The organism is Mesorhizobium kowhaii (assembly GCF_042431665.1).
GTDB classification, from domain to species: domain Bacteria; phylum Pseudomonadota; class Alphaproteobacteria; order Rhizobiales; family Rhizobiaceae; genus Mesorhizobium; species Mesorhizobium kowhaii.
The window spans coordinates 408,823-434,736 of record NZ_JBHLYT010000006.1 but is presented as its reverse complement, the minus strand read 5'-3'; the positions used below and the strand labels follow the sequence as shown (position 1 = coordinate 434,736).

General features: G+C 63.0%; 23 protein-coding genes. 10 read left to right on the top strand and 13 right to left on the bottom strand.

Annotation, left to right across the window (positions count from 1 at the left end; genetic code table 11):
* Nucleotides 1–4: 4 nt before the first annotated feature.
* Complete coding sequence (locus ACFFNA_RS08000) at nt 5–1,072, top strand: ABC transporter ATP-binding protein (RefSeq protein ID WP_378917210.1); 1,068 nt, start codon at nt 5–7, stop codon at nt 1,070–1,072.
* Nucleotides 1,073–1,143: 71 nt separating this feature from the next.
* Here ACFFNA_RS08000 and rpmG read toward each other — a convergent pair whose 3' ends face one another.
* The 8 genes from rpmG to ACFFNA_RS07960 all read right to left on the bottom strand — a co-directional run bounded on the left by rpmG (nt 1,144) and on the right by ACFFNA_RS07960 (nt 10,206).
* Nucleotides 1,144–1,311 carry a 50S ribosomal protein L33 gene (rpmG, locus tag ACFFNA_RS07995; RefSeq protein WP_006201775.1) on the bottom strand — a complete coding sequence of 56 codons (168 nt, stop codon included), beginning with the start codon at nt 1,309–1,311 and terminating at the stop codon, nt 1,144–1,146.
* A gap of 154 nt (nt 1,312–1,465) precedes the next feature.
* A complete protein-coding gene (locus ACFFNA_RS07990; RefSeq protein ID WP_378917208.1) occupies nt 1,466–1,924 on the bottom strand; it encodes a YqfO family protein in 459 nt (152 codons plus the stop codon).
* Nucleotides 1,925–2,041: 117 nt separating this feature from the next.
* Entirely contained in the window at nt 2,042–3,214 is a 1,173-nt protein-coding gene (locus tag ACFFNA_RS07985) for an MFS transporter (RefSeq protein WP_378917206.1), read from the bottom strand.
* A 23-nt stretch (nt 3,215–3,237) separates the two neighbouring features.
* Nucleotides 3,238–3,978 (bottom strand): NUDIX hydrolase, encoded by a 741-nt coding sequence (locus ACFFNA_RS07980; protein ID WP_111546389.1) that lies wholly within the window; start codon nt 3,976–3,978, stop codon nt 3,238–3,240.
* 85 nt (nt 3,979–4,063) lie between these two features.
* Nucleotides 4,064–4,498 (bottom strand): DUF983 domain-containing protein, encoded by a 435-nt coding sequence (locus ACFFNA_RS07975; protein ID WP_208647134.1) that lies wholly within the window; start codon nt 4,496–4,498, stop codon nt 4,064–4,066.
* Between the two features lie 11 nt (nt 4,499–4,509).
* On the bottom strand, nt 4,510–6,816 hold the full coding sequence (gene rnr / locus ACFFNA_RS07970; protein WP_378917204.1) for a ribonuclease R: 2,307 nt from the start codon (nt 6,814–6,816) through the stop codon (nt 4,510–4,512).
* Between the two features lie 6 nt (nt 6,817–6,822).
* On the bottom strand, nt 6,823–9,459 hold the full coding sequence (gene topA / locus ACFFNA_RS07965; protein ID WP_378917202.1) for a type I DNA topoisomerase: 2,637 nt from the start codon (nt 9,457–9,459) through the stop codon (nt 6,823–6,825).
* Nucleotides 9,460–9,828: 369 nt separating this feature from the next.
* A complete protein-coding gene (locus ACFFNA_RS07960) occupies nt 9,829–10,206 on the bottom strand; it encodes a COG4315 family predicted lipoprotein (protein WP_378917200.1) in 378 nt (125 codons plus the stop codon).
* A 176-nt stretch (nt 10,207–10,382) separates the two neighbouring features.
* Between ACFFNA_RS07960 and ACFFNA_RS07955 the strand changes: the two genes are divergently transcribed.
* The 4 genes from ACFFNA_RS07955 (at nt 10,383) to ACFFNA_RS07940 (ending at nt 15,565) form a co-directional block, all read left to right on the top strand.
* The gene (locus ACFFNA_RS07955; RefSeq protein ID WP_378917198.1) at nt 10,383–11,129 is read left to right on the top strand and encodes a cytochrome c biogenesis CcdA family protein; all 747 of its coding nucleotides are present in this window, start codon (nt 10,383–10,385) and stop codon (nt 11,127–11,129) included.
* 147 nt (nt 11,130–11,276) lie between these two features.
* Nucleotides 11,277–12,635 carry a bifunctional UDP-N-acetylglucosamine diphosphorylase/glucosamine-1-phosphate N-acetyltransferase GlmU gene (glmU, locus tag ACFFNA_RS07950; protein ID WP_378917196.1) on the top strand — a complete coding sequence of 453 codons (1,359 nt, stop codon included), beginning with the start codon at nt 11,277–11,279 and terminating at the stop codon, nt 12,633–12,635.
* Nucleotides 12,636–12,810: 175 nt separating this feature from the next.
* A complete protein-coding gene (gene glmS, locus ACFFNA_RS07945) occupies nt 12,811–14,634 on the top strand; it encodes a glutamine--fructose-6-phosphate transaminase (isomerizing) (protein WP_378917194.1) in 1,824 nt (607 codons plus the stop codon).
* Between the two features lie 175 nt (nt 14,635–14,809).
* A complete protein-coding gene (locus ACFFNA_RS07940; RefSeq protein WP_378917192.1) occupies nt 14,810–15,565 on the top strand; it encodes a DUF502 domain-containing protein in 756 nt (251 codons plus the stop codon).
* Here ACFFNA_RS07940 and recG read toward each other — a convergent pair.
* Entirely contained in the window at nt 15,517–17,625 is a 2,109-nt protein-coding gene (recG, locus tag ACFFNA_RS07935) for an ATP-dependent DNA helicase RecG (RefSeq protein WP_378917190.1), read from the bottom strand. The two genes, ACFFNA_RS07940 and recG, sit on opposite strands and share 49 nt — an antisense overlap.
* Before the next feature lie 92 nt (nt 17,626–17,717).
* Between recG and ACFFNA_RS07930 the strand changes: the two genes are divergently transcribed.
* Complete coding sequence (locus ACFFNA_RS07930) at nt 17,718–18,005, top strand: succinate dehydrogenase assembly factor 2 (RefSeq protein WP_095085128.1); 288 nt, start codon at nt 17,718–17,720, stop codon at nt 18,003–18,005.
* 71 nt (nt 18,006–18,076) lie between these two features.
* The gene (mfd, locus tag ACFFNA_RS07925) at nt 18,077–21,574 is read left to right on the top strand and encodes a transcription-repair coupling factor (RefSeq protein ID WP_378917188.1); all 3,498 of its coding nucleotides are present in this window, start codon (nt 18,077–18,079) and stop codon (nt 21,572–21,574) included.
* Between the two features lie 75 nt (nt 21,575–21,649).
* Here mfd and ACFFNA_RS07920 read toward each other — a convergent pair whose 3' ends face one another.
* Nucleotides 21,650–21,889, bottom strand: coding sequence for a hypothetical protein (locus ACFFNA_RS07920; RefSeq protein ID WP_378917353.1), 240 nt, complete (start codon nt 21,887–21,889; stop codon nt 21,650–21,652).
* Between ACFFNA_RS07920 and ACFFNA_RS07915 the strand changes: the two genes are divergently transcribed.
* A complete protein-coding gene (locus tag ACFFNA_RS07915) occupies nt 21,846–23,219 on the top strand; it encodes a class II 3-deoxy-7-phosphoheptulonate synthase (protein ID WP_378917186.1) in 1,374 nt (457 codons plus the stop codon). The genes ACFFNA_RS07920 and ACFFNA_RS07915 overlap by 44 nt on opposite strands.
* Before the next feature lie 64 nt (nt 23,220–23,283).
* Here ACFFNA_RS07915 and ACFFNA_RS07910 read toward each other — a convergent pair whose 3' ends face one another.
* From ACFFNA_RS07910 to ACFFNA_RS07900, 3 genes are read right to left on the bottom strand one after another with little or no spacing between them, the layout of a single operon-like run.
* Nucleotides 23,284–23,517: a hypothetical protein gene (locus tag ACFFNA_RS07910; RefSeq protein ID WP_342633876.1), complete on the bottom strand. Its 234-nt coding sequence runs from the start codon at nt 23,515–23,517 to the stop codon at nt 23,284–23,286.
* A gap of 56 nt (nt 23,518–23,573) precedes the next feature.
* Nucleotides 23,574–24,101: a GGDEF domain-containing protein gene (locus tag ACFFNA_RS07905; RefSeq protein WP_378917184.1), complete on the bottom strand. Its 528-nt coding sequence runs from the start codon at nt 24,099–24,101 to the stop codon at nt 23,574–23,576.
* Nucleotides 24,098–24,625 (bottom strand): hypothetical protein, encoded by a 528-nt coding sequence (locus ACFFNA_RS07900; RefSeq protein ID WP_378917182.1) that lies wholly within the window; start codon nt 24,623–24,625, stop codon nt 24,098–24,100. The genes ACFFNA_RS07905 and ACFFNA_RS07900 overlap by 4 nt, the downstream gene beginning before the upstream one ends.
* A 414-nt stretch (nt 24,626–25,039) precedes the next feature.
* On the opposite strand from ACFFNA_RS07900, the gene ACFFNA_RS07895 reads away from it, so the two are divergent.
* A complete protein-coding gene (locus tag ACFFNA_RS07895; RefSeq protein ID WP_111546401.1) occupies nt 25,040–25,456 on the top strand; it encodes a GFA family protein in 417 nt (138 codons plus the stop codon).
* An 80-nt stretch (nt 25,457–25,536) separates the two neighbouring features.
* On the top strand, nt 25,537–25,896 hold the full coding sequence (locus tag ACFFNA_RS07890; protein WP_111546402.1) for a diacylglycerol kinase: 360 nt from the start codon (nt 25,537–25,539) through the stop codon (nt 25,894–25,896).
* Nucleotides 25,897–25,914: the final 18 nt, after the last annotated feature.

Genomic DNA, 25,914 nt, shown 5'->3' with positions numbered 1-25,914 from the left:
ATCGATGGCCTCTGTTACGCTCGAAAAGGTTCGCAAGGATTATGGCGCTGTGCGTGTCCTGCATGCGGTCGACCTTGAAATCGCCGATGGCGAGTTCGTCGTCCTGGTCGGCCCGTCAGGCTGCGGCAAGTCCACGCTTTTGCGCATGATCGCCGGGCTGGAGGAGGCTTCCGGCGGCGAGATCCGCATCGGCGAGCGGCTGGTCAACGATGTCGCGCCGAAGGACCGCGATATCGCCATGGTGTTCCAGTCCTACGCGCTCTATCCGCATATGGACGTGTCGAAGAACATGGGCTTCAGCCTGATGCTGCGGAAGGCCGAGAAGCCGGCGATCGACGCGCGGGTGGACGGTGCGGCCAAGCGGCTCGGGCTCGACACCTTTCTTCAGCGCCTGCCGCGGCAATTGTCCGGCGGCCAGCGCCAGCGCGTCGCCATGGGCCGCGCCATCGTGCGCGATCCCAAGGTGTTTCTGTTCGACGAGCCGCTGTCGAACCTCGACGCCAAGCTGCGCGTTCATATGCGCGCCGAGATCAAGGCGCTGCACCAGCAGTTGAAGACCACCTCGGTCTACGTCACCCACGATCAGATCGAGGCCATGACCATGGCCGACCGGATCGTCGTCATGCATGACGGGCTGATCCAGCAGGTCGGCGCGCCGCTCGATCTCTATGACCGGCCGACCAACATGTTCGTCGCCGGCTTCATCGGTTCACCGGGCATGAATTTCCTGCCGGCGACCGTTCGCAAGAGCGGCACATCGGAGGCCGTGCTGGCCGACGGCCAGGCGTTGCGGCTGCCGGATGGCCTGCCGCTAAAGGACGGTGACGTCATCACCGTCGGCCTGCGGCCCGAGCATATCAGGCTGGCCGACGACGGCGAATTGCAAGGCGAGGTGGGTGTGGTGGAGCCGCTCGGGCTTTCGACGCAGTTCTACGTCAAGCTGGCCGACCAGCAGCTTTGCGTCTTTGCCATGGGCCGTGCCGGCGTGAAGCCCGGCGACGTGGTCCGATTGTCGGCCGACCCAGCGGCACTGCATCTGTTCGATCCGAAAAGCGGCGATCGCATCGGGTAAGGCCTGCGGCCAACCATGAAAACAAAAACGCCGCCCATTGGGCGGCGTTCGGCATTCTCGGAGAAACCAGATTACTTGATCTTGGTTTCCTTGAATTCGACGTGCTTCTTGGCGACCGGGTCGTACTTGCGGAACGACAGCTTGTCGGTCTTGGTACGGCTGTTCTTGCTGGTCACGTAGAAGAAACCGGTGTCGGCGGTCGACAGAAGCTTGATCTTGATGTTTGCGGCTTTGGCCATGATCTCAGTCCGTTATGTTCGTGGGGTTTTGGCCGCTGGAGCACGGGAAAACGCCCGGACGCGGGAAACTTGGCGCGACACATAAAGAACGTGCCCGGAAAGTCAAGCCCAGCGGAGCTCATACGACCAGCCGCAGCTGGCCAGTGGCCTTAAATTATACGGTTTCTCTCGCGGGCGCCGCAACCTTCTTCCAGTCTCCGGTCGTGTTCCACCAGCGATTCGGATTGGCGCGGTCGTCCAGCCCCTTGGAACGGCTGGCAAGGATCGGCTGAATGCGGATCACCGGCTCCTGATAGGAGTGTGCCTGGAAAATTGCCTCGACAACGCGCGCGGCCAGCGCTTGGTCGTCGGGCAATTCGAACGAAACCTCGACCGTGCCGGGGCGTCGCCGCAACTCGGTTTCGGCGCCGGCGGCCGCACCGTCGAGCGGCCTGTAGCGTTCGATGCCATGTGCCGACTGATAGGCGTTGCGGTCATATTTGCCCATCGCCAACGGCGCTATCGCCACCACCGCATCCATGATGCGGTCGATATCGGCGGCCGGCGCTTGGAAGGTCACGAGCAAGAGCAGTGTCATTCGCAACGAAGTGGTTTCAAAGCCGCTGTCGATCATGGGAGTATCCTCAACTTCAGGTGTTTTGAGGCAACCTTATAACCGGGGGCTGCTGACATGGTTCTGTCAGCAGCCTGTCATCGCGCCGCGTGAAATGCAGGGTTCGCAGAGGTATCGCTACAGGAGGACATTGCGGATCAGCCTGATGCTGACCAGGCCGATGTAGGCGGCGAAGAACAGGCCGAGCGACCAGCCGAAGCCGGACGGACCGAACGCATCCATTCCGATGCCGATCGCTTGCGGGCCGAGCACCATGCCGACGCCGTAGCAAAGCACGAAGGCGGCGTTGGCGGACGCCAGCTCGTGGCCGGAGAGCTGCGAGCCGAGATGGGCAAGGCCGATCGTGTACATGGCAGCGACGACGCCGCCCCAGACGAACAGAAGTGCCGCCATCAGGTGCCAATTCTGCGCAAAGAAGGGCATGAAGACCGTGCCGGCAAGGCCGACAGTGGCGCAGGCAATCAGCAGATAGCGACGATCGCTGACGCGGTCGCTGATCATGCCAATCGGGATCTGCAACAGCACGTTGCCGAGGCCGATCATGGTCAGGAGAAGGGCTGCGTCGGCCTCGGAGTAGCCGATGCGGTTGCCGTAGATCGGGAACAGCGCAAAGCCGCCGGTTTCGACGGCGCCGAACACCAGCACGGCGGCGGTCGCCGACGGCACCAGCCAGATGTAGCGCAGGAAATTGCTGGTTTCGCCATCGGAGGCGATGGTCGGGCTCTCGTTGCGGGCCGCCAGCACCGGTATGGCGGCCAGCGTCACCAATGCGATGATAACGCCGAATGGCCTGAAGCCCGAACTGCCGAGATGGGCGAACAGCCACGGCCCCGCGGCAAAACCGAGCGACAAAACGGTGGCGTAAATGCCGAGGACAAGGCCGCGCCGGTGCGGCGGCGCCGAGGTGCTGATCCAGAATTCAGACAGGATGAACAGCACCGTCAGCGCGATGTGCAGCACGATGCGCAGCGGAAACCACATCCAGAAATCCGGCGCGAAGTGGAAGCCGACGAAGGCCAGGGCGCCGGCGGCAATCATGGCAATCATCGTCCAGGCAACGCCGAAGCGCATGGCGAGCGGCGTGGCCAGCGGGGCACCGGCGATCGAGGCCAGGCCGGCGACGGCTGTGTTGAGGCCGATCATCGAAGCCGAATGGCCACGCGTTTCGAGAATGACGCTGAGCAGCGGCATGCCGAGGCCGATGGCGATGCCGACGACGCTGATCGACGAGATCGCCGCCACCATCGGCAGCCAGTGTACGCGTTCGTCGCCCTGGGTATCGACCGTCATGGGATGTCTGAATACTCGATGTTCTACAGAATTTCGCGGGTGAAGCGGTTGCGGACAAGCCGGTAGAAGGGCACGGGACCGCCTGGGCGCAACTGCGGATCATGGGCGAGGCGCTTTTCCAGCTCGTCCAGGATCATTCGGGTGATATCCGGGATGTCGGCTTCCCTGGCCTTGGCCAGCGGCAGCCAGACCAGCTCTTCGAGTTCGTTGGTCGGGCCGCCACCCGGCAGTTCGACGGCGACATCGTCGCGCCAGGCGCTGAAGAAACGTGTGTCGAAGCGGCGCACCCGGTTCGGTGGCGTGATGGCGCGCGCCACGAAGCGCAGCATGTCGAGAGAGGGTTGCACGCCGTGTTCGGCAAAGCCCTGCCAATCGGGTCTGGCGGTGGCGAAAACACCTTTGCGGCCGATCAGCAGCCCGGCTTCTTCATAGGTCTCGCGGATGGCCGACAAGGCAATGGCGCGGGCCCGTGCAGCACTTGTGCGGCCCGGTCCGGCGATGAGCTTTGCTTCCTGCTCCGGATGCAATGCGGCGGCGACCGCGATGCGGCTGTCGGCCGGATCGGTGCGGCCGCCGGGAAAGACGAATTTGCCTGGCATGAAGGCGTGGCCGGCATGACGACGGCCCATCAGCACCAGCACCTCATCGCCCTCGCGGTCGAGCAGGATCAGGGTCGCCGCGTCGCGCGGGCGAATTGGCTGGTCGCTATGAGCGATCATGCTCCGCTCGATCCTGTCGACTTCCGCCTTGGTCATACCGTCCATGCGCAGGACCTAGCGGAAACTTCTGGCAAGCGAAAGTGGCCTTTCACGTCGGTATGTTGCACCAGCGAGCGTAGCCAACTTTGACCTAAACCCCGGGATGGGGCTCGATCACGTCCTGCTCGCCGCCGAATCCGTGCATATAGAAGGCCCATTGCAGTCCGATGACGGCACCCTTGACCGGCTGTAGCAGCGCCACCGCCAAAATGATGGTCAGCGGTACCCAGATGGCGATATGCTGCCAGGTGGACAGGGTCGATGTCGCCTCGACAGCCATGAAGGCGCCAAGCACGATGTGGCCGACGATGACGATGACGAGATAGGCCGGAAGGTCGTCGGCGCGATGGTGGTGCAGTTCCTCGCCGCAGACGCTGCATTTATCGACGGTCTTGGTGAAGGCGCGAAACAGCTTGCCTTCGCCGCAATGCGGGCAACGGCCGAGCATGCCGCGCTTCATCGCCGTCCACAGCGGGCGGGCGGCCCGGCCCGAGTGATGTTCGCCGCCGAAAACCTGTTCTTCCATGGCTGTTGCCATCATCTTCTCCTGCCGCGCGAACCTAGTCGCGATTGCGACGCGCGGGCGCGGCCTTTGGCCTTGTGAAACGACCGCTTGGAGCCCGGCAAAGGCTTCGGGTCGGTCAACATCTCGAAGCGCATCGCGCCGGCCATTGGTGCCACCTCGACCAGCCGGACCTCGACGCGATCCGCGAGCTGGTAGCCTTTGCCCGAGCGTTCTCCGAACAGGGAGCGGGCCGTTTCGTCGTATATATAGTAATCGCCATTCAATGTTGACACCGGGATGAAACCATCCGCGCCATACTGCGGCAATTGGACAAATAGTCCCGATTTGGTGACGCCGGAGATGCGGGCGTCGAAGCGGTCGTCGACGCGCTCGGCGAGATAGGCGGCGATCAGGCGGTCGACGGTGTCGCGCTCGGCCGCCATTGCGCGCCGTTCCGTGCCTGAGATCAGCACGCCAACGTCTTCGAGGCGTGCCTCTTCGTCCTGCGTCAGCCCGCCCGGACCGAGGCCGAGTGCGGCAATAAGTCCGCGATGCACGATCAGGTCGGCGTAACGGCGGATCGGCGAGGTGAAATGCGCGTAGCGCCTGAGGTTGAGGCCGAAATGGCCGATGTTCTTGGGCGAATATTCGGCCTGGCTCTGCGAGCGCAGCACCACCTCGTTGACCAGGCCTTCATTGTCGGCGCCGCGCACGCCCTCCAGAATGCCGTTGAACTGGCTTGGCCGCATCTGCGCGCCGCGCGCCAGCGACAGGCCAAGCGTCTGCAGGAATTCGCGCAGCGATTCCTGCTTGGCCAGCGACGGCGCGTCATGCACGCGGTAGACCAGCGTCTGCTTCTTCGCCTCCAGCGTCTCGGCCGCGGCGACATTGGCCTGGATCATGAATTCTTCGATCAGCTTGTGAGCATCAAGCCGTTCTGGCACGATGACGCGATCGACGGTGCCATCCGGCTTGAGCAGGATCTTGCGCTCCGGCAGCTCGAGCTCGAGCGGCTGGCGACCGTCGCGGCCACGCTTCAGGATCGCATAAGCGTCCCACAGTGGCTTCAGCACGGTGTCGAGGATCGGACCGGTTTTGTCGTCCGGCACGCCGTCGATGGCGGCCTGGGCTTGGCTGTAGGCGAGCTTTGCCGCCGACTTCATCATGACGCGATGGAAGGAGTGCCGGAGCTTGCGGCCGTCGGCCGAAAAAACCATGCGCACGGCCAGCGCCGGCCGGTCCTGGCCTTCGCGCAGCGAGCAGAGATCGTTGGAGATGCGCTCGGGCAGCATCGGCACGACGCGGTCCGGAAAATAGACCGAATTGCCGCGTTTCAGAGCCTCGCGGTCGAGTGCAGTGCCATAGCGGACATAAGCGGCGACATCGGCGATCGCCACCGTGGCGACCACACCGCCCCGGTTCTTCTCATCGAGATCGGGGGTGGCGAAGACGGCGTCGTCATGGTCCTTGGCGTCGGCCGGATCGATGGTGACCAGCGGCAGGTCGCGCCAGTCCTCGCGGTGATCCATCGTCGCAGGCTTGACCGCCTCGGACTCGGCGATGACGTCGGCCGGAAAAATATGCGGAATGTCATGCGCGTGGATGGCGATCATCGAGACCGCCTTTTCGCTGGTCAGCGAACCCAGCACGTTGAGCACCTTGGCTCTCGGCAGCCCATAGCGGGAAGCGCGCGCGGGCTCGACCTCGACCAGGTCGCCGTTCCTGGCGCCGTTCTGGAATTCCTTGTCGACGATCAGTTCGGGCTGGCGCCGCTCGACCGGCTCGATGCGGAAAGTGCCGTCCTGCAGGATGCGAAAGACGCCGAGAACCGCATCGGTGCGCTTCTCGAAGATCTTCATCACCCGCCCGGTGTAGGCGGGGCCTGTCGCTTCGTTGGTCGGGAAGGTTTTTGCCAGCACGCGGTCGCCGATGCCGGGCGCCGGGCCGCTGCCGCTGCGCGATATCCGAATGGAGACAACCGGCGGCTCGCCCGTGCCGACGGCCTCCGCCGGGTGGGCCAGCAAAATGCCATCGCCGTCACGGCCAAAAATATCGAGCACGGCGACATGGGGCAGGGCGCCGACGCGGGCCAGTTGCTTGCGCTCCTTGGTCAGGACGCCTTCGTCCTGCAGGTCGCGCAAAATATCCTTCAGCCAGATGCGGTCGTCGCCGCGCAGCGCGAACGCCTTGGCGATGTCGCGTTTGCCGGCGCGATCGGGATTTTCGGCGATATAGCGCAGGATTTCGTCACGTGACGGCCGATAGTCGTCCTTGACCTTGGCCCTCGTGTCGGCGGTGCGCGGATCGCCGTGGGTTCTACCGGTGATCCTGCGCGCCACGCTGTCCTACCCTTTTTTCTTCGCGGCCGGCTTTTTGGCCGGCGCTTTCTTGGCTGCCGTTTTCTTGGTTGTCGGGGCCTTGGCCGCGGCCGCCTTGCGGAACGGCTTCTTGCCGCCGCCACCCTTGGCTTCCTTCTCAGCAATCAGTGCCAGCGCATCCTCAACCGTCACCGATTGCGGATCCTTGCCCTTGGGCAGGGTGGCATTGACCTTACCGAAATTCACGTAAGGCCCGTATTTGCCGTCGCGTACGACGATCTTGCCGCCGCCATCGGGATGGTCGCCAAGCTCCTTCAGAGCTGCCGGTGTGCCGCCGTTGCGGCCGCCCTTGCCCTTCAACTGCTTCTCGGCAATCACCGACACGGCGCGGTTGAGGCCGATCGAGAACACGTCCTCGATGCTGTCGAGATTGGCGTAGGTGCTGTCATGCAGCACGAACGGACCGTAGCGGCCGAGCCCGGCCGAAATCATCTTGCCGGATTCGGGATGCTTGCCGACATCGCGCGGCAGCGACAGCAGGGCAAGCGCCTTTTCGTGGTCGACGGTTTCGGCCGTCCAGCCCTTGGGCAGGCTGGAACGCTTGGCTTCCTTGCCGTCGCCACGCTGCAGATAGGGGCCGAAGCGGCCGCTGCGCAGCGTGATTTCCTCTGACGTATAGGGGTCTTTGCCGATGACCTTGGTGCCGTCATCGCCATTGCCATTCTCGCCATTGGGATTGGCGGCGTCGCCAAGCTGGCGGGTGAAGGAGCATTCGGGGTAGTTCGAGCAACCGACGAAAGCGCCGAACTTGCCCAGCTTCAGCGACAGATTGCCGGTGCCGCATTTCGGGCAGATGCGCGGATTGGAGCCGTCCTCACGCGTCGGAAACACCAGCGGGGCCAGTTCCTCGTTGAGCGCATCGAGCACGTCGGTGACGCGCAGCTCCTTGATGTCGGCGACGGCGCCCGAAAAATCCTTCCAGAAGTCGCGCAGCACGTCCTTCCAGGCGAGCTTGCCGTCGGAAATCTCGTCTAGCTTTTCCTCTAGGGAAGCGGTGAAGTCATATTCGACATAGCGCTTGAAGAAGCTTTCGAGGAAGGCCGACAGCAAGCGGCCCTTGGCCTGCGGCACCAGCCGGCGCTTGTCGATGGTGACGTAGTCGCGGTCCTCGAGCGTCTTCAGGATCGCCGTGTAGGTCGACGGCCGGCCGATGCCGAGCTCTTCCAGCTTCTTGATCAGCGAGGCTTCGGAGTAGCGCGGCGGCGGCTCGGTGGTGTGCTGAGTGGCGTTGATCGCCTGGCGGGCAAGCTGCTCGCCGGCGCGGATCTCGGGCAGGCGGCGATTTTCTTCGTCTTCCGAATCGTCGTCCTTCTGGTCGGTGTAGGCGGCGATGAAGCCGTCGAAGCGAACGACCGAACCGATGGCGCGCAACTCCGCTGTGCGGGTTCCGTTGACCGCCTCGATCTCGGCCGTGGTGCGTTCGATCTCGGCAGGCTGCATCTGGCTGGCGATGGCGCGCTTCCAGATCAACTCATAGAGCCGCGCCTGGTCGGAATCGAGATATTGCCTGACCGATGCCGGGGTGCGCATGAAATCCGTCGGGCGGATCGCTTCGTGCGCTTCCTGGGCGTTCTTGGCCTTGGCGGTATATTGGCGCGGCTTTTCCGGCAGGTATTTTGGGCCGAATTCCTTGACGATGGCGTCGCGGGCAGCCGAAATCGCCTCCGGCGCCATCTGCACGCCGTCGGTTCGCATATAGGTGATCAGGCCGGTGGTCTCGCCGCCGATCTCCATGCCTTCATAGAGGCGTTGCGCCACCTGCATGGTGCGGCTGGCCGAAAAGCCGAGGCCCGATGAGGCGGCCTGCTGCAGGGTCGAAGTGGTGAAGGGCGGGCCGGGATTGCGCTTGGTGGGCTTGGCTTCCACCGACACCGCCTTGAAGGTCGCGCCTTCGAGCATCGACTTGATGTCGTCGGCCTGCGCCTTGTTGGAAATATCGAGCTTCTGCAGCTTCTTGCGATCGAAGGCGGTCAGCCGCGCTTCGAAATTCTCGTTGCGCGGCGTGCCGAGGAGGGCGGCGATCTGCCAGTATTCCTCGCGGATGAAGCGCTCGATCTCGGATTCGCGGTCGCAGACCAGACGCAATGCGACAGACTGGACACGGCCGGCCGAACGAGCGCCCGGCAATTTGCGCCACAGCACCGGCGACAGTGTGAAGCCGACGAGATAGTCGAGCGCCCGGCGCGCCAGATAGGCATCGACCAGCGGCGCATCGATCTGGCGCGGATTGGCCATCGCTTCCAGCACCGATGACTTGGTGATGGCGTTGAAGACGACGCGGCTGACCGGCTTGTCCTTCAGCGCGCGCTTCTGCTTCAGCACTTCCAGCACGTGCCAGGAAATCGCTTCGCCTTCACGATCCGGATCGGTGGCGAGGATCAGGCCGTCGGCATCCTTGACCGCCTTGGCGATGTCGGCGAGGCGCTTGCCCGAGGCGGTGTCGACCGCCCAGGACATGGCGAAATCCTCGTCCGGGCGCACCGAGCCATCCTTGGCCGGCAAATCGCGGACATGGCCGAACGAGGCCAGAACCTTGTAGTTCTTGCCGAGGTATTTGTTGATTGTCTTTGCCTTGGCCGGCGATTCGACGACGACGACGTCCATGAGGTCTCATATCAGCTGTGATGCGGCAGAAGAATTCCGCTGCGCGCGACGAAATCTCGTTCTATTTGTCGCTCACATGGCCGCGCTTTTGCATCGGGTCAAGGGGAAGCGGCCAAATTGCAGGGCTGTCCGCAGCAATACACTCTTAGAGTGTATGGAGAAAATCACAGAATTTTGGCTTGGGGAGATGGTGGTTCCGAGTCAGCGGAAACTGCCCGGTTTCATTTTTCCGCCGAGTCGCGGAAGGCGGGCTGGGTATCGCAGGGGTCGATGCTCTGACAGGCTCATTGATGCTGGCCGCCGGGCTGTTGGGGGGATATCCGGCGGCCAGCCGAAGTCCCGCCAGCGGCAGGACCCGGATTGGGGACTTTAGTCGGCCTTGACGACATGCCAGACACCTGCGACGCCATCACCGGATATGTCACCAGCCTTCTTGTCCTTGACGAAGGTGTAAACCGGCTTGCCGTCATAGGCCCACATCTTGGTGCCGTCGGTACGGTCGACAACGCTCCATTCGTCGTCCGCCTTGGCGCCGGCCTCGGCCTTCAGCGGCGGCCAGTTGGTGGCGCATTTGTCGTAGCAATTCGTCTTGCCCTTCTCATCCTTGTCATAGGAATAAAGCGTCATGCCATTGGCGTCGGTGTAGATCTTGGTGCCATTGACCTCGGCTTCCTTCCACGCGTCGGCGGCGAAGGATGCGGCGGTGCTGAGCAAAAGCGCGGCCAGCCCTACGGTTATGGTTTTCATGGAAATCTCCCTGATATCTGGAGACGCGCGGGAAATCGCGGCCTCGCTGTGTCAACGCCTGCGAGCCGTCGTTTCTTCCCCGGCCCGCGCAAGCGGCGACGACTTGCCACAAAATGGTGATTGGTGGAGAAGCAACGTCGAGCCTATATCGGCGCCGGGGCAGTCGGAGTTTTGGAATGGCATTGGACATCGGCTATGTCAGCGCGGTCGGGGCGGGAGCGATCTCGTTCCTGTCTCCCTGCGTGCTGCCGCTGGTGCCGCCCTATCTCTGCTACATGGCCGGCGTCTCGGTCGACGATTTTCGCGGCAATGCGGGTGTAACAGCCCGGGAAGGCGCGCGCGGTGCGCTGCTCTATTCTTCTATCGCCTTCGTGCTTGGCTTTTCTACCGTGTTCGTCGCGCTCGGTGCCGGCGCGTCGACCATCGGCCATTGGCTGCGGGTCTGGCAGGAGCAGCTGGCGATGGGCGCCGGTGTGCTCATCATCCTGATGGGCTTGAATTTCCTCGGCATCTTGCGCATTCCTCTGTTGTCACGCGAGGCGCGCTTCCAGTCGCGGGGAAAACCGGCAAGTGCGATCGCCGCCTATGTCATGGGACTGGCCTTCGCCTTCGGCTGGACGCCGTGCATCGGCCCGGTGCTGGGGCCGATCCTGACGCTGGCAGGCGGCCGTGAGACAGTGGGCGAGGGCGCGCTGCTGCTCGCCGCCTATTCGCTTGGCCTCGGCATCCCGTTCCTGATCGCGGCGCTGTTTTCCGGCGCCTTCATGCGCTTCCTCGGCAAATTCCGTGTCCATCTCGGCCGCGTCGAAAAAGCGATCGGCGCGCTGCTGGTCGTCGCCGGCGTGCTTTTCCTCACCGGTGGCGCGCAGTCCGCATCCTACTGGCTGCTGGAGAATTTCCCGGTGCTGGGGCGGCTGGGATAATCTCGTTGCCCAAAATGCGAAATGCGCGCTGCGGACCCGCAGGCCGGGAGTCAGCGCCATCTCACCGGAATTTAACCGCATTGGTGCAGCATGGCGCCACTGCTATCCTGTCTTGATTCCCAACCCTTTTCATATGGTTGTTCATCCATGAGCCAGAGATCCTGCCTGTCCGTCATCCTCGCCGCCGGTGAAGGCACGCGCATGAAGAGCGCGCTGCCGAAGGTGCTGCACCAGATTGCCGGCCTGCCGATGGTCGCCCATGTGGTGAAGGCGGCCGAAGCCGCCGGTGCCAGCAGCCAGGCGCTGGTGATCGGCCATGGCGCCGACGAGATGCGCAAGGCGGCACAAAAATTCGCACCGAGGGCCGAGACCTTCGTGCAGGAAAGGCGCCTTGGCACCGCGCATGCCGTGCTCGCCGCTCGCGATGCGATATCAAAGGGTTATAACGATATCCTGGTGATGTTCGGCGACACGCCACTGATCGACGCCGACGCGCTCACCGTGGCGCGGCTGAAACTGGCCGAAGGTGCCGCCGTCGTGGTCATCGGTTTCCGCCCGCCCGATCCGACCGGCTATGGCAGGCTGATCGAAAAAGGCGGCAAGCTGATCGCCGTCCGCGAGGAAAAGGACTGCAGCGCGGAGGAAAGGAAGATTGGCTTCTGCAATGCCGGCATGATGGCGGTGGCCGGCAGCCAGGCGCTGACGCTGCTCGATGCTGTCGGCAACAAGAACGCCAAGGGCGAGTATTATCTCACCGACATCGTCGAGATTGCCAGCGGACAGGGCCTCGATGTCGTTGCCACAGAAGCCAGCTTTGAAAGCGCACTCGGCATCAACAACCGCGCCGAACTGGCGCAGGCCGAGGGCATCTGGCAGGCGCGCCGCCGCCATGAGGCGATGCTGTCGGGCGTGACGCTGATCGCGCCGGAGACCGTGTATTTCTCGCACGATACCGAGATTGGCGCCGACACGATCGTCGAGCCCAATGTCTGGTTCGGCCCAGGCGTGAAAATCGCCACGGGCGCCAAGATCCATGCCTTCAGCCATTTCGAAGGCGCCACCATCGCCTCGAATTGCGAGGTCGGACCATTCGCTCGGCTGCGGCCGGGTGCCGATCTCAGGAACAAGGCTAAGGTCGGTAATTTCTGCGAGGTCAAGCAGGCGACTATCGAGGAAGGCGCTAAGGTCAACCACCTGACCTATATCGGCGATGCCCGCGTTGGCGCGGGCGCCAATATCGGCGCCGGCGCCATCACCTGCAATTACGACGGCTATTCGAAATTCTTCACCGACATCGGCGAAGGCGCCTTTGTCGGCTCGAACTCCTCGCTGGTGGCGCCCGTGTCGATCGGCAAGCGCGGCTATATCGCCTCGGGCAGTGTCATCACCGAAAGCGTGCCCGACGATGCGCTGGCCTTCGGCCGCGCCCGCCAGAAGACCATCCCCGGCAAGGCCAAGGAATTGCGCGAGCGCTTTGCTTCGGCCGCGGCTGCGAAGAAAAAGTAAAACCGGCCGGCAAAAAACCGAACGATTGCAGTAACCGGATTGCAAGAGCGGTCTGTCATGGTGCATGCCTGCAGAAGCGTTCCGTTACATGGGACGAAATGCAATGTGACTTTCGCGGCAGGCCGGCCATCCCTAAATAGTGCTGGTTTTCCATGGGGAATTGGGGACTGTCTGCATGTGCGGTATCGTTGGAATCGTCGGCCACTCGCAGGTTGCGCCGCTCATCGTCGACGCGCTGAAACGGCTCGAATATCGCGGCTATGACTCGGCTGGTGTCGCTACCATCGAACATGGTGAGCTTGCCCGCCGCCGCGCGGAAGGCAAGCTGATCAACCTCGAGCGCCGGCTCAAGGACGATCCGCTTGATGGCACCATCGGCATCGGCCACACGCGCTGGGCAACGCATGGCGTGCCCAACGAGACCAATGCGCACCCGCATTTTTCCGATGGCGTCGCCATCGTCCACAACGGCATCATCGAGAACTTTGCTGAATTGCGCGACGAGTTGAAGCGTGACGGCTACGAATTTTCTTCGCAGACCGACACCGAGGTCGTCGCCCATCTGGTGGCGCGCGCCCTGGCCAAGGGGTTGAAGCCGGTCGAGGCCGCGCACCAGGCGCTGAAGCGGCTGGAAGGCGCCTTTGCGCTGGCGATCATGTTCAAGGACGACGAGGACCTGATCGTCGGCGCCCGCAACGGCCCGCCGCTGGCCGTCGGCCATGGCGATGGCGAGATGTTCTTGGGTTCAGACGCCATCGCGCTCGCGCCATTCACGAATTCGATCACCTATCTCGAAGATGGCGACTGGGCGGTGGTGCGCCGCAAAGGCGTCACGATCTTCGACATTAATGGCAGACAAGTCGAGCGCAAGCGCCAGCAGTCGCTGTCGACCAGCTTCATGGTCGACAAGGGCAACCGGCGCCATTTCATGGAGAAGGAAATCCATGAACAGCCCGAGGTGATCTCGCACACGCTGGCGAATTATATCGACTTCGTCGGTGGCGTCTCCAAGCCGCTCGACCTGCCGTTTGATTTCGCCAAGATCGACCGGCTGGCGATTTCGGCCTGCGGCACCGCGTATCTCGCCGGCCTGATCGGCAAATACTGGTTCGAGCGCTACGCGCGGCTGCCGGTCGACATCGATGTCGCCTCGGAGTTCCGCTACCGCGAAATGCCGCTGTCAGCGAAAGATGCCGCCTTCTTCATCTCGCAATCGGGCGAAACCGCCGACACGCTGGCCTCGCTGCGCTACTGCCGCAAGGCCGGGATGAAGATCGGCGCCGTCGTCAATGTCCGCGAATCGACCATGGCGCGCGAATCCGACGTGGTGCTGCCGACGCTCGCCGGCCCGGAGATCGGTGTTGCCTCGACCAAGGCCTTCACGTGCCAGCTTTCGGTGCTGGCATCGCTTGCCGTGCGCGCCGGCGTGGCGCGCGGCATGATCTCGCGCGAGCAGGAAAAGACCTTTGTGCGAGAACTCTCTGAAGCGCCGCGTTACGCCAACCAGGTGCTGAAGCTCGACCATCAGATCGAAAAGATCGCGCGCGACCTCGCGCACTACAAGAACGTGCTCTATCTCGGCCGCGACACCAATTTCCCGCTGGCCATGGAAGGCGCGCTGAAACTCAAGGAAATCTCCTATATCCACGCCGAGGGCTATGCAGCGGGCGAGCTGAAGCATGGGCCGATCGCCCTGATCGACGAGAACATGCCTGTCATCGTCATCGCGCCGCACGACCGGATTTTCGAAAAGACCGTCTCGAACATGCAGGAAGTGGCGGCCCGCGGCGGCAAGATCATCCTGATCACCGACAGCAAGGGTGCGGCACTTACGAGCGTCAAGACGATGGAGACGATCGTGCTGCCGGACGTGCCGGAAATTATCTCGCCGATCATCTACGCGCTGCCGATCCAGATGCTCGCCTATTTCACTGCCGTGTTCATGGGCACCGATGTCGACCAGCCGCGCAATCTGGCGAAATCGGTGACGGTGGAATAGGGGCCTTTAAAACTTCGCAGTTCCAAAGCGCATTCCGGTTCACAGAGCCGCTGTGATGGCATTTGGATCACAGCGGCTGTTTTTCTTTTTGAGTATGATCTTTTTCCGAAAACCGGTTCCCACTTTTCGGGATCATGATCTAATGTTGCGGCGCAACCCGTGCCCTCGGTGAACCATGTCCGATGCTCCCAAGACCTCCGGCATGACCCGGCTGAGGAACTATTTCCTCACAGGCTTCGTCGTCTGTGCGCCGCTGGCGATCACCGCTTACATAGCCTGGTCGTTCATCGGCTGGGTCGATTCCTGGGTAAAACCCTATATTCCGGCACGCTACAGCCCCGACAGCTACCTGCCGTTTCCGGTTCCGGGGTTCGGGCTGATCGTCGCTTTGATCCTGATCACGCTGATCGGCTTCCTGACGGCTAACATTGTCGGTCGCGCTATCGTCAATTTCGGCGAGCGCCTGCTTGGCCGCATGCCGCTGGTGCGCGGCATCTATGGTTCGCTGAAGCAGATTTTCGAGACCGTGCTGTCGAACAAGGGCGACATGTTCCGCCAGGTCGGGCTGGTCGAATATCCGCGCAAAGGCGTCTGGTCGCTGGTTTTCGTCGCCAGCGAGAAGGAGACCGAGATCAACCAGAAGCTCGATCAGGCAGGCGATCCGCTGATCGCCGTGTTCATGCCATGCACGCCGAACCCAACCACTGGCTTTCTCATGTATGTGCCGAAGTCCGACATCGTGCTGCTCGACATGACGATCGAGGACGGCGCCAAGCTGATCGTCTCCGCCGGGCTGGTGTCGCCCGAGGTCAAACAAATGGTCGTCGTGAACGGCGAGCCGATCGATGGAGTGCTTGCCAACCCGTCGGTTGCCGCCTTGGCTCAGCCGGCGCGCAGGAGCCGGACGGCTTCGTCGCGTCCGAACAAGTAAAGCAACAGGCGCAACGCCTCGCCACGCTCGGATTGCAGCTCCGGGTCACGTGACAGGATCAGCCTGGCGTCGTCGCGGGCAGCCTCCAAAAGGTCCGCATGCGCCTCGATACGCGCCACCTGGAAGCCAGGTGTGCCGGACTGGCGGGTGCCCAGCAATTCGCCTTCGCCGCGCAACTTCAGGTCTTCTTCGGCGATCAGGAAACCGTCCTCGGTCTCGCGCATGACCGACAGCCGGCGTTTTGCGGTCTCGCCGAGCGGGTCCTTGTAGAGCAGCACGCAGGAGGACTTGATATCGCCGCGCCCGACGCGGCCGCGCAACTGGTGTAGCTGGGCGAGGCCAAAGCGCTCGGCATGTTCGATGACCATGACGGTGGCGTCCGGTACGTCGACGCCGACCTCGATCACCGTGGTGGCGATCAGGATGCGTGTTTCGCCCTGCTTGAAGGCGCGCATCGCCTGGTCCTTGTCGGCGCCCTTCATGCGGCCGTGGACGAGGCCGATGCGATCGCCGAAGAGCGGTTTCAGCGACGCGAAACGATCCTCGGCCGACATCAGCTTGATCTCTTCGGATTCCTCGACCAGCGGACAGATCCAATAGATCTTCTGGCCGCCGGCGACGGCGTCGACCATGCGGCCGACCAGTTCATCGAGCCGCTCGAGCGGCAGCGTGACGGTGCGGATCGGCTGGCGGCCGGCCGGTTTTTCCGTCAACTTCGACACGTCCATGTCGCCGAAGGCGGTCAGCACCAGCGTGCGCGGGATGGGTGTGGCCGTCATCACCAGCATGTCGGGCGCGTCGCCCTTGGCGGTGATGGCGAGCCGCTGGTGGACGCCGAAGCGATGCTGCTCGTCGATGACGGCGAAGACCAGGTCGTGGAAGGTGACCGTCTCTTGGAACAGCGCGTGGGTGCCGACGACGATGTCGATCTCGCCGCTCGCCAGGCCGGACAGCGTATCAGTGCGCTCGCGGCCTTTCTCGCGGCCCGTGAGGATGGCGATGCGCAGCCCGACCTTGGCGGCAAGCGGCGCGATCGTCGCCAGATGCTGGCGCGCCAGGATTTCGGTTGGCGCCATCAGTGCCGCCTGGCCGCCGGCCTCGACCGCACGCGCCATGGCCAGCAGCGCGACAACTGTCTTGCCGGAGCCGACATCACCTTGCAGGAGCCGCAGCATGCGCTCGGGATCGGCGAGGTCGGCATTGATTTCGGCGAGCGCGAATTCCTGGCTCGCAGTCAGCGAGTAGGGGAGTGCAGCGCGCAGTTTCTCGACGATGCTGCCGTCGCCGACCAGAGGACGGCCGGACAGGCGGCGGATTTTTGCCCGCACCAGCGCCAGCGAGACCTGGCCCGCCAGCAACTCGTCATAGGCGAGGCGCCGCCATGCTGCGCCATCGATGGAAACGTCGATCGGATCGGCCGGATTGTGGATGCGGGCAAGCGCATCGCCAAAGGCCGGAAAGGTGTGTCGGCGCATGAAGGCGCCGTCCTGCCATTCAGCCAATACGGGCAAGCGCGCCAGCGCCTGGCCGATCGCCCGGCGCAGCACCTTGCCCGAGAGCCCGGCGGTGAGCGGATAGACCGGCTCGACCAGCGGCAGGTTTTCCGCCTCGCTGGCCAGCGCGATGTGGTCGGGGTGGACCATGGTCGGGCGGCCGTTGAACCATTCCATGCGACCCGAGACCACGACATGCTCGCCCTCGGGCATCGCCTTTTCGAGATAGGAGGCATGGGCATGGAAAAAGGTCAGTGCAATCTCGCCGGTGTCGTCATGGGCGTAGACCCGGTAGGGCACCGACCTGTTGCCGCGCGGCGGCGGCTGGTGGCGGTCGATGCGCACCTCGAGGGTGACGATCGCGCCTTCGGCGGCGAGCGCGATGCCCGGGCGGTTGCGGCGATCGATGACGGTGTGCGGCAGCACGAACAGAAGGTCGCCGGCGCGTGCGGCGCGATCACTGAGATCGGCCGCGACCACTTTCTCGATCAGCGCGCCAACCTTCGGCCCGACGCCGGCCAGCGAGGTGATCGGGACGAACAACGGATCGAGGATGGAAGGACGCATGATGTCAGCTTATGTCGCGATGGCCGCAGCGCAAGGCTGACAGCCCCTTCTATCCACGCTATATGCGCCGCAGCAAGTGAGGATGCGGCACAATGACCGGGACGACGAGATCAAGCGAGGGGCTGGACGCCCGCCGTCGCAAGCTTTTGTTTCGGTCATGGCACCGCGGCATGCGCGAGATGGACCTGATCCTCGGCACCTTCGCCGACGCCGAGATCGGCGCCTTGACCGGCGAGGAAATCGACCAATATGAGAGGCTCCTCGACATTCCCGACACCGAATTCCTGCCCATGGTCACCGGTGAACGCCCGGTTCCCCGGGATATCGATTGTGCCGTCCTGCAAAAGATCCTGGCTTTCCGCCATTCCATGACATTTTGAACACAAGCAATTCCAGGAAAAGTGCGAAGCGGTTTTCCGTCCGGAATTGCGACAAACAAGACCGTGATTTCATGAGCCTCATTCCCACAATCGGCCTGCCGAAAGGCCGCGCCGGCCAGTTCATTGTCGATGGCGTCGCCGACGGCTACGAAGCCTTTGCGCTGGTGCAGGCGGCACTTGAGATCGCGCCCGACAAGCCTGTTCTGTTCGTGGCGCGCGACGGCCAGCGCCTGCCGGCGATCATCGAGGCGTTGTCCTTCGCGGCGCCCGGCCTTCCCGTATTGGAACTGCCGGCCTGGGATTGCCTGCCCTATGACCGCGTCTCGCCGGGGTCGGACGCGGCCGCCAAGCGCCTCGATGCGCTGACCGCCATGATTGCGCTGGCGAAGAAGCCGCACCGCGCCGTCATCCTCACCACCGCCAATGCGCTGCTGCAGCGCATTCCGCCGGCCGATCTGGTCGAGGCACAGACGTTTCATGCCAGGCCCGGCAACCAGATCGATATGAACGCGCTGGTGTCGCGGCTGGAGACATCAGGCTTCGAGCGCGTGCCGACGGTGCGCGGCGTCGGTGAATTCGCCGTGCGCGGCGGCATTCTCGACCTGTTCGCCCCCGGCTGGACCGAAGCGCTCAGGCTCGACTTCTTCGGCGACACGCTGGAATCGATCCGCGTGTTCGATGCCGCCACCCAGCGCACCACCGGTCAACGCAAGTCGATGGCGCTGCAGGCGATGAGCGAAGTGGCGCTGACGCCCGAAACCATCAGCCGCTTCCGACGCTCCTATATCGAAGCCTTTGGCGCACCCCAGCGCGACGACGGGCTCTATGCGGCGGTTAGCGAGGGCAGGCGCTTCGCCGGCATGGAGCACTGGCTGCCGTTCTACTACGAACGGCTGGAGACCGTGTTCGACTATCTGCCGGACACGCCTGTTGTGTTCGATCATCTGGCGCATGAGGCGCTGGCCGAGCGCCACACGCTGATCCTCGATCACTACGAGGCGCGCAAGAAGCAGGCCGAGGGCGCGCTGAAGGACGCAGTGCCCTACAAGCCAGTGCCGCCGGACCTGCTCTACCTCTCGCCGGAAAACCTGATTGCCTCGCTTGGGCCGCGCGAAGCGATCGATTTTACGCCGTTCGATGCGCCCGACGCCGGCGCCAAGAAGGTTTTTCATGCCGGTTCGCGCCACGGCCGCAGCTTTGTCGAGCAACGCGCCGACCCCAGCGTCAATGTCTTCGACATAGTAGTCAGGCATATCGCCGACGAGCGCGCGGCGCGCCGCCGCGTCGTCATTGCCGGCTGGACAGAAGGCTCGCTCGACCGGCTTGGCCAAATCCTTGGCGAACACCATCTCGGCAATCTCAAGCAGGTCAACACGCTGGCGGAAGCGGAACAGCTCGAGCCGGGGCAGGCGGCATTGGCCGTGCTGCCGCTGGAATCCGGCTTCGAGACCGAAAGACTGGTCGTCGTCGCCGAACAGGACATTCTCGGCGACCGGCTGATCCGGCGCTCGAAGCGCAAGAAGCGGGCCTCCGACTTCATCGCCGAAGCTTCGGCACTGTCGGCCGGCGACATCGTCGTCCACGCCGATCACGGCATTGGCCGCTTCGTTGGCCTGCGCACCATCGAAGCGGTTGGCGCGCCGCATGATTGCCTCGAAATCCACTATGCCGGCGACGACCGGCTGTTCCTGCCGGTCGAGAACATCGAGCTTCTGTCGCGCTACGGCTCGGATTCGGCCGGGGCGACGCTGGACAAGCTCGGCGGCGGCGCCTGGCAGTCGCGCAAGGCGCGGCTGAAGAAACGCCTGCTCGATATGGCCGGGCAACTGATCCGCATCGCCGCCGAACGGCAGATGCGCGCCGCCCCGGCCCTGGTGCCGGCCGATGGCCTCTATGGCGAGTTTGCCGCCCGCTTCCCCTATGAGGAGACCGACGATCAGCAGACGGCGATCGACTCGGTCAGGGACGATCTGGCGGCTGGCAAGCCGATGGACCGGCTGATCTGCGGCGATGTCGGCTTCGGCAAGACGGAAGTGGCGCTGCGCGCCGCCTTCATCGCGGCGATGGAAGGCTTTCAGGTGGCGGTGGTGGTGCCGACGACATTGTTGTCGCGCCAGCATTTCAAGACCTTTTCGCAGCGCTTTTCCGGCCTGCCGATTCGCGTTGCCCAGGCATCGCGGCTGGTCGGCGCCAAGGAGCTGGCCGAGACCAAGAAAGGTATCGCCGAGGGGCAGGCCGACATCGTCGTCGGTACCCACGCGCTGCTTGGCGCCTCGATTTCGTTCAAGAACCTTGGCCTTTTGATCATCGACGAGGAACAGCACTTTGGCGTCAAGCACAAGGAGCGGCTGAAGGACCTGAAGACCGATGTGCATGTGCTGACGCTGTCGGCGACGCCGATCCCGCGCACGCTGCAACTGGCGCTGACCGGTGTGCGCGAGCTGTCGCTGATCGCCACGCCGCCGGTCGACCGCATGGCGGTGCGCACCTTCATCTCGCCCTTCGATCCGCTGGTCATCCGCGAGACGCTGCTTCGGGAGCGCTATCGCGGCGGGCACTCCTTCTATGTCGTTCCGCGCATCAGCGATCTGGCGGAGATCCATGATTTCCTGAGAGAATCCGTACCGGAGCTGAAAGTGGCGGTGGCCCACGGCCAGATGCCGCCGGGCGAACTCGACGACATCATGAATGCCTTCTATGACGGCCAGTACGATGTGCTTTTGTCGACGACCATCGTCGAATCCGGCCTCGACATCCCGACCGCCAACACGCTGATCGTGCATCGCGCCGACATGTTCGGCCTGTCGCAGCTTTACCAGCTGCGCGGCCGCGTCGGTCGCTCGAAGGTGCGCGCCTATGCGCTGTTCACGCTGCCGGCCAACCGCAAGCTGACCGACACGGCCGAGCGCCGGCTGAAGGTGCTGCAGTCGCTCGACACGCTGGGCGCCGGCTTCCAACTGGCCAGCCACGACCTCGATATCAGAGGCGCCGGCAATCTTCTCGGCGAAGAGCAGTCCGGCCACATTAAGGAGGTCGGCTTCGAACTTTACCAGCAGATGCTGGAGGAGGCCGTCGCCGAGGTGAAGGATTCCGGTGAAGTCCAGGATGGCGGCTGGTCGCCGCAGATTGCCGTCGGTACGGCGGTGATGATCCCGGAAAGCTATGTTCCGGATCTGCAGCTCAGGCTGGCGCTCTACCGCCGCCTCGGCGACCTCGAAAACACCGAGGAGATCGACGCCTTCGGCGCCGAGCTGATCGACCGATTCGGCCCGTTGCCGGAAGAGGTGAAGCATCTTCTGAAGATCGTCTTCATCAAGGCGCTCTGCCGCAAGGCCAATGTCGAAAAACTCGACGCCGGGCCGAAGGGCGTCGTCATCCATTTCCGTAAACGCGAATTCTCCAATCCGGTCGGCCTGGTCCAGTTCATCGGCGAGCAGGGCTCGCTGGCCAAGATCCGGCCCGACCACAGCGTCGTTTTCGCGCGCGACTGGCCGACGGCCGAGAAGCGGCTGGCGGGTTCGGCGGTCGTCATGACGCAGTTGGCGCGGCTCGTTGAGAAGGCAGCTTAAGGTGTATTGATATTCAGGTAGGCCGGCCTGCAAACGGCGGCTTCCTGCGCTTCCGGTGCTGAATCTCAACACACCTTAACGACGCGCGTGCATTCGCCACGCGGCCAAATCCGGTCTAGAATAGGAAATCGGCTTCGTGTATTGAGCCGCGATCCCCAAATGGGGTGGATTGGCGGGCGATGGCGCTTGCTTTGTTGTTTGACGCAATTCCGGACGGAAAACCGTTTCACATTTTTCCTGGAATTGCTCGGAAAGAGCGTTGGGTGCAGCGATGACAAAATGGTCGCCGAATTCGTGGAGAACGATGCCGATCAAGCAGGTTCCGACCTATCCGGACCTTGCCGCGCTGAAGAACACGGAAGCCCAGCTCGCTACCTTTCCGCCGCTGGTTTTTGCAGGTGAGGCGCGCAAGCTGAAGAAGCAGTTGGCGGCGGTCGCTGCCGGTGATGCATTCCTTCTCCAGGGCGGCGATTGCGCCGAAAGTTTTGCCGAACATGGCGCGGACAACATCCGCGACTTCTTCCGCGTGTTCCTGCAGATGTCGGTGGTGCTGACCTTCGCCGGCGCGCAGCCGGTGGTGAAGGTCGGCCGCGTTGCCGGCCAGTTCGCCAAGCCGCGCTCGTCCGACAACGAAACCAAGGGCGATGTGACGCTGCCCAGCTATCGCGGCGACATCATCAACGGCATCGAATTCGACGCCAAGTCGCGCATACCAGATCCTGCCCGCCAGGAGATGGCGTATCGCCAGTCGGCGGCGACGCTCAACCTTCTGCGCGCCTTCGCGCAGGGCGGCTATGCCAGCCTGGAGAATGTGCATAGCTGGATGCTCGGCTTCGTGTCTGACAGCCCGCAAGGCGAGAAGTACGGGGAACTCGCCAACCGCATCACCGAGACGATGGACTTCATGAAGGCCGTCGGCATCACCTCGGAAACCAATTACGCACTGCGCGAGACCGATTTCTACACCAGCCACGAGGCGCTGCTGCTCGGCTATGAGGAGGCGCTGACCCGCGTCGACTCGACCTCTGGCGACTGGTACGCCACGTCGGGTCACATGATCTGGATCGGCGACCGCACCCGCCAGCCCGACCATGCGCATGTGGAATATTGCCGGGGTATCAAGAACCCGCTCGGCCTGAAATGCGGCCCATCGCTGACGCCGGATGGATTGCTGGAACTGATCGATCTGCTCAACCCCGAAAACGAGCCGGGCCGGCTGACGCTGATTGCGCGCTTCGGCTCCGACAAGGTCGCCGACCATCTGCCGAAGCTGGTTCGCGCGGTGCAGAAGGAAGGCCGCAGCGTGGTGTGGTCGTCCGACCCGATGCACGGCAACACGATCGAGGCTGCCGGTTACAAGACGCGGCCGTTCGACCGCATCCTGAAGGAGGTGCAGACCTTCTTCGAGGTGCATCGCGCCGAAGGCACGCATCCAGGCGGCATCCATGTCGAGATGACCGGCAAGAACGTCACCGAATGCACCGGTGGCGCCCGCGCCATCACCGCCGAGGAATTGCAGGATCGCTACCACACCCATTGCGATCCACGCCTCAACGCCGACCAGGCGATCGAACTGGCCTTCCTGGTCTCGGATCGCTTGAAGAAGAGCCACCCGGTGCAGCACAAGCAGGCCGTTAACGGCTAAGCTTGATTTCGGCCTGAACGTCGACAGAAAAAGCGCTGGAGAAATCCGGCGCTTTTCTTTTTATTCAGGGCCCGCGTTCCCAGCGCAGGCCAACGAGACGGGGATCGGCAAAGGCGGTTCTGGAAAACTCGATGCGCTTTTCCGGAAATTCGCAGATCGCCTGCACGCCGAACGCGCCGAGCCGGATGCGCCAGGTCTGCGGCCCCATTGGCTTGGCCTTGGCGAAGCCGCGGCAGGTCAGCAGCGCAATGTTGGCGCCCTTTGGGTCACGCGCGGAACGGTAGCGGATCGCCTCCAATTCACATGGAAAGGGGTAGCGTCACACAATCCGTGGCGGCGATAGACGAGGCACGCTCAGTCCTTCTTGTAGAGCAGCCAGCTCTTGCCGGCGCGGCCGGCCATCGTCGAGTGCTTGGTGACGCGGTTGCGGCCGCTGACTTTCGAGCGATAGAGCGCCCGGTCGGCCTTGGTGTAGAGGTCCTCGGGCCCCTCGGCTTCGGATGCCATGCAGATGCCCATCGAGACGGTGACGGTGCCGTAGTTGGTGCCGGTCTGGCTGCTGGTGAAGGGTGTCTGCTCGATCAGGGCTCGGATGCGCTCTGCAATCTCGTAGGTGGCGTCCTCGCTGGCGCCCTCGATGATCAGCGCGAACTCCTCGCCGCCGGTGCGGGCGACGAACATGTCGCCGCGAATGCTGGTCTGGAAAATGTCGGCGATGATCTGGATGATCTTGTCGCCGACCGGATGGCCGTAGCGATCGTTGATGTCCTTGAAGCGATCGATATCGGCAAGGATCAAGGCGTTGAACAGGATGCCCTTGTTGCTGTTGTAGATCCTGGTGATTTCCTTGTCGAAGGCACGGCGATTCCAGATATGGGTCAACGGATCGGTGTCGGCCAGCCGCTTGTATTCCTCTCGAGTTCTGCCGTCTTGTCGCTGAGCGTCGAGGCGACCTGCCGGCCGTGGTCGATCGTCGAATTGGTGGCAATCGTCATGGCGTTGGCGATCTTCTGCAAAAGATCCTGAGAGAGAAGGCTGCGGTTGCTTAGTCCGCTCGATGTTTCATCGAGGATCCTGCCGTATTTCTCGATGTGGCTGCGCTCGCTCCTCAGCAGCGAAGCGACCTCCTCGAGCTCCCTGGCAATGACTTCTCTGGCATGCTCGACGATGCCGGGGCCATGGTTGTGGGCAAAAAAGGCGCGGCCGATCTGGTCCAGATCATCCTGTGTCGGCCGGTTGCTCAGCGAAACGACGGCGAGGCTGAGTTCACGATTGGTGCCGCTCAGCGCCTCGTAGAAAATCTCGTAATTGCGCGGCAAGCCGAGCACGCCCAACTGGCGCATTGTGGCGACGACATTGGCCGCGATATCGGTGCTTCGTTCGGTCGGGACAACTGCCGGCTGCATGTTCTGATCACTCTTCCCCTCGGATTCCGCGGCAGAATTTGCGGATTCCATTTGTCGCCGACCGGGGAAGGCTACCTGATAGTCCAGAACAACTTGCGAACAGACGCGTCCCCACCTGCGACATTCGCTTACCATGACCATAAATGCGTGAGCGCTAAAGTTTCCTTAATTCGCTGAGGTTCCACAGTTTTTCTCTCTCTGAGGCTGTAGAAGCATCAATTTGCGCACCAACAATCCGGGATGAACGCCAGTTTGGTGGCTTTGAATGCGAAATTCGCGCATCACGCTGCTAAAAATGAAACTGAATTTCGGTTTCGCTACACCAGCAAATGTCGCATTTGCTTGCGTATGGCTGCCGCAAAGCTGGAATCCTGACGACGATGCTGAGGCAGAGTTTCTTCAAGGAGGGTCGTAATGAGTGACAGCCACCGAGGATCGTGTCTGTGCGGAGCGGTTCGCTTCAGAACGCGCGGAGCGCTGCGCGGCGTCGTCTATTGTCATTGCTCGCAATGCAGGAAGCAGAGCGGACATTTCTATGCCGCGACCAATGTTGCAGACGCCGACATCGTGATCGAGGGTGGCGAAAGCATCACCTGGTACGAAGCATCTTCCTTCGCCAGGCGCGGTTTTTGCAAGGCATGCGGGTCGGTGCTGTTCTGGAAGCCGCGGGACCAGGACTACATTTCGGTCATGGCCGGATCGTTCGACAGGCCGACGGGCCTTGAGGGCGAATGCCATATCTTCGTCGGCGACAAGGGCGACTATTATTCGATCGACGACGGGCTGCCGCAGTTTGAAAAGTCGACGCCCGTCATACCGGTCGCTGAATGAATTTTGGACAAGTCGCCTTATTCCATTGATCTGGCCAGCCATTGCATTATCCGTGCCGGTGATTCGGAAAGGGGTTTTGCATGCAGCGGCTGATCGACGCTTTTTTCAATTCGGTGCGGGCGTTTCGCAAGCTGGCCGTCAGCGAGAAGGCTTTCCAGCAGGAGCTGATGCTGCTCGCGCTCGCCTTGCCGCTCGGCTGGTTCGTTTCGATTTCGTGGCGCGGCTATGCCTTGCTGATCGGCGCGGTGCTGCTGCTGATCATGGTCGAAGTGCTGAACACCGGCATCGAGGCGGCCTGCGACGCCTTCAGCCGCGAGTTCAATGTCGATATCCAGCTGGCCAAGGACTGCGGTTCGCTGGCGGTGCTGATTTCGGTGATCATCGTCGCCGGCGTCTGGGGCATCGCCATTATCGAACGGATCGCCGGTCTACCGATCTAGCGTACCAGCTCCTATATG